The sequence below is a fragment of the Streptomyces sp. NPDC048270 genome, from assembly GCF_040652335.1.
Lineage (GTDB): Bacteria > Actinomycetota > Actinomycetes > Streptomycetales > Streptomycetaceae > Streptomyces.
Map to the genome: position 1 here is coordinate 1 of NZ_JBEZLV010000116.1, position 2,633 is coordinate 2,633.

General features: G+C 75.2%; 4 protein-coding genes. 3 read left to right on the forward strand and 1 reads right to left on the reverse strand.

Translation table 11 applies throughout. From position 1 onward, the window contains the following. From AB0D66_RS34420 to AB0D66_RS34430, 3 genes are all read left to right on the forward strand, one after another. Window positions 1-330, forward strand: a 330-nt coding sequence (locus AB0D66_RS34420; RefSeq protein WP_362311079.1) for an ABC transporter permease, incomplete at its 5' end; no start/stop codon positions are given. A 69-nt stretch (window positions 331-399) separates the two neighbouring features. Next, the gene (locus AB0D66_RS34425) at window positions 400-915 is read left to right on the forward strand and encodes a hypothetical protein (protein ID WP_362311080.1); all 516 of its coding nucleotides are present in this window, start codon (window positions 400-402) and stop codon (window positions 913-915) included. Between the two features lie 291 nt (window positions 916-1,206). After that, window positions 1,207-2,292, forward strand: a complete 1,086-nt coding sequence (locus tag AB0D66_RS34430; RefSeq protein ID WP_362311081.1) for a DUF5954 family protein — start codon at window positions 1,207-1,209, stop codon at window positions 2,290-2,292. On the opposite strand, the gene AB0D66_RS34435 is transcribed toward AB0D66_RS34430, so the two are convergent. Next, window positions 2,276-2,633: DUF817 family protein (locus AB0D66_RS34435; RefSeq protein WP_362311082.1), on the reverse strand; the 358-nt coding region annotated here is incomplete at its 5' end. The genes AB0D66_RS34430 and AB0D66_RS34435 overlap by 17 nt on opposite strands.

Below are 2,633 nucleotides of genomic sequence, written 5' to 3' on the forward strand. Positions count from 1 at the left end.
GCGATGTCCGTCCTCGAACGCCGCAAGGAGATCGGCACCCTGCGCGCCCTCGGGGTGGACCGCGCGGGCGTGTCCCGGATGATCCGCCTGGAGGCCCTGCTCCTCGGCGGGCTCGGCGCGACCCTCGGCACGGCCCTGGGGGTCTTCCTGGGCTGGGCGCTCGGCCGCACCCTCCAGGAGAGCGTCGCGGGCTACACGCTGGTCCTGCCCTGGGGCCGCCTCGCGCTCGGCGTGGTCCTCGCCCTGGCGGGCGCGCTGCTCGCCTCGCTCTGGCCGGCCCGCAGGGCCGCCCGCGTCGACATCCCCGCCGCGACGGCGGCGCAGGCCTGACGCCGCCGGGCCCCGCCTGCCGCCTGGTCAGACGCGTGTGGCTCAATGGTCTTCGGAGTGAGGGGCACTGTGAACGACGACGTAGACCGAGCACCCATCGAGGACACGCGCTTCGGCGGGATCACCGTCCGGCAGGACGGCCAGGAACGACTCCAGGTCGAGGGAGAGGCGATCCCCCGGGTCGTCCTGGAGCGAGACCCGGCGGCGGAGGCGGACCCCCACATCGCCATCGGCACGCGTGACCCGGCCGCCCTGCGCCTGTGGATCGACGGCCTGGAAGCCGAGTTGAGGCCGGGCAAGGGCCGGCTGAGCAGGCGCTCGTACCGGGTGGACGTGCGGTACGACGGGACGGACTACCGCCTGGTCCCGGACTCGGTCCCCAGCAGCCGGCTGACCCGCGACGGCGAACACCTGGGCGACTTCTCCTGCGACGGGGACGAGACGGTCATCGCCGAATGGCGGGAGGGCGCGGAGACCCGCCCGGCGGACGCCGCGATCGGCTACGCCCTGGCCTCGGCGTTCGGCACGGGCGGGCAGCCGATGTGGATGATGATCGTCGACGGAGTGACCGACGCGCTCCCCTAGTGCTGTGACCGCAAAGGTTCACCGGGTCGCGGCGCCCGGCACGGCACCTCGCTGCGTTGTCGGACCGCGCAAGTACGTCCAGTACGAGCCGTGGTCCTCCGCCTTGCGATGCACCGCACCGGACGCCGCGCCCCGGCCAACCTTTCCGGACACAGCACTAGCGAACGCGGCTTCCCGCCACGCACCCTCCCGGCACGCACCCCACCCGGACCGTATCCCCGCAGACGCGTCCGGGCGGGGGGAATCGGCGAATCCGGGACGGTGCCGTGCCGCGGCGGCCAGGATGAGGGCATGGACCGTGGGGTAGCGGGGCCGGGCGGGTCGCGGCCGATGGTGGTACGGGTACCGGTCGAGCCGGTGGAGGCCGCGATGGAGGCCGACGCCGTCGACGCCGTGCGGCGGGCGGGCGACGTCGTCGTGCGCGGCCCGCTGTTCGGGGTGGCCGAGCAGGGCTCCGCAGACGGGCCGCGCTGGCGGGTGACCGTCGCGGTGACGGCCGGCTGCCCGCAGCAGGCCCGTGACGCGCTGAACTCGCGTCTGTGGTACCGAGCCAAGGACGAGGCGCGGGACAGGACGCAGCGGCGTGCGCTGCTGGCGGCGGTCGCCCGGCTGGAGGCCGAGCGGGTCGACGACCTGGAGACGGCCGGCACCCGGTACCGGATCGTGCGCGCCGAGGAATACGCCGCCTCGGGCCCCGGCGGCATCGAACAGCCGCGCCCCACCGACCCGGAGCCGCCCGTACCCGACTGGGACCGCGCCGCGAAGGGGCCGGAGATCGACGACGGCCTGGTCCTGGACCCGGACGCACCGGTCACCCCCACCCAGGCCGTCGAGCGGCTGGCGCTGCGCGACCTGTGCTACGCGGGTGAACGCTTCCCCGGGGACGTGCGCGCCGACTCCCGGCGGGCGCTGGACACCCACCCGGACGTCCTGCTGCTTCCCGCGTCGTTCACGGTGGCGGAGCAGAGCGCCGGCGGCTGGAGGCCGGTCAGCGGCCCCCACGAGTCGGCCCACGCCGCCCGGCGGTCGCTGGACTTCGCGCTGACCTGGATGTGGCCGCGGCTGCGCGGACACATCCCCGACGACGCCGACCCGCAGACCGACGCCCGGACCTGGGCCCGGGGCGGCAAGGCCCCGGCCGACCGGCGGGCCGCCCGGCTGGCCGCGTACGCCGATGCCGCCGACACCCTGCGGGCCGGACGCGTCAACCGGCTGGAGTTCCAGGGGACCGTCTACCAGATCGTCCGCACCCGCCGCCTGGTGCGCTGGGGCCCCGACGGGCCCGAGGGACCGCGCCCGTCCGACGTCAACAGCCAGGACCCCGCCCGCATCCACCTCGCGCTCGACGAGGACGGCAACGTCATCCCCGAGGACTGACCCGGCCCCCGGCTCGGACGGGGCGGGGCCCGGCCCGGTGGTGCACGGCGGCGCCGAGCACGCACAACACGCTGACCAGCAGCGCCCACGCGCCGAACTTCTGCACCGACACCGGCTCCCAGCCGTCGAGTTGGTAGGGGTAGCGCCAGGCGCCGGCGTACGTGGCGATGTTCTCCGCCAGCCAGAGGAAGAAGCCGATCAGGACGAAGCTCAGCGGCATCGGCATCCAGTAGGCGTGCTTCCCCACGGTGTAGTGCACGGGCTCCGCGCCTGGTGCGGGGGCGACGCGGAGCGGCTTCCCTTCTTCCGCGCGGACGGCACCCCGCTCGGCCCCCGGGAGC

What these genes read in the sequence shown, in the direction of transcription:
- AB0D66_RS34430 (WP_362311081.1), top strand. Translation starts at nt 1,207, where the DNA reads ATGGACCGTGGGGTAGCGGGGCCGGGCGGGTCGCGGCCGATGGTGGTA.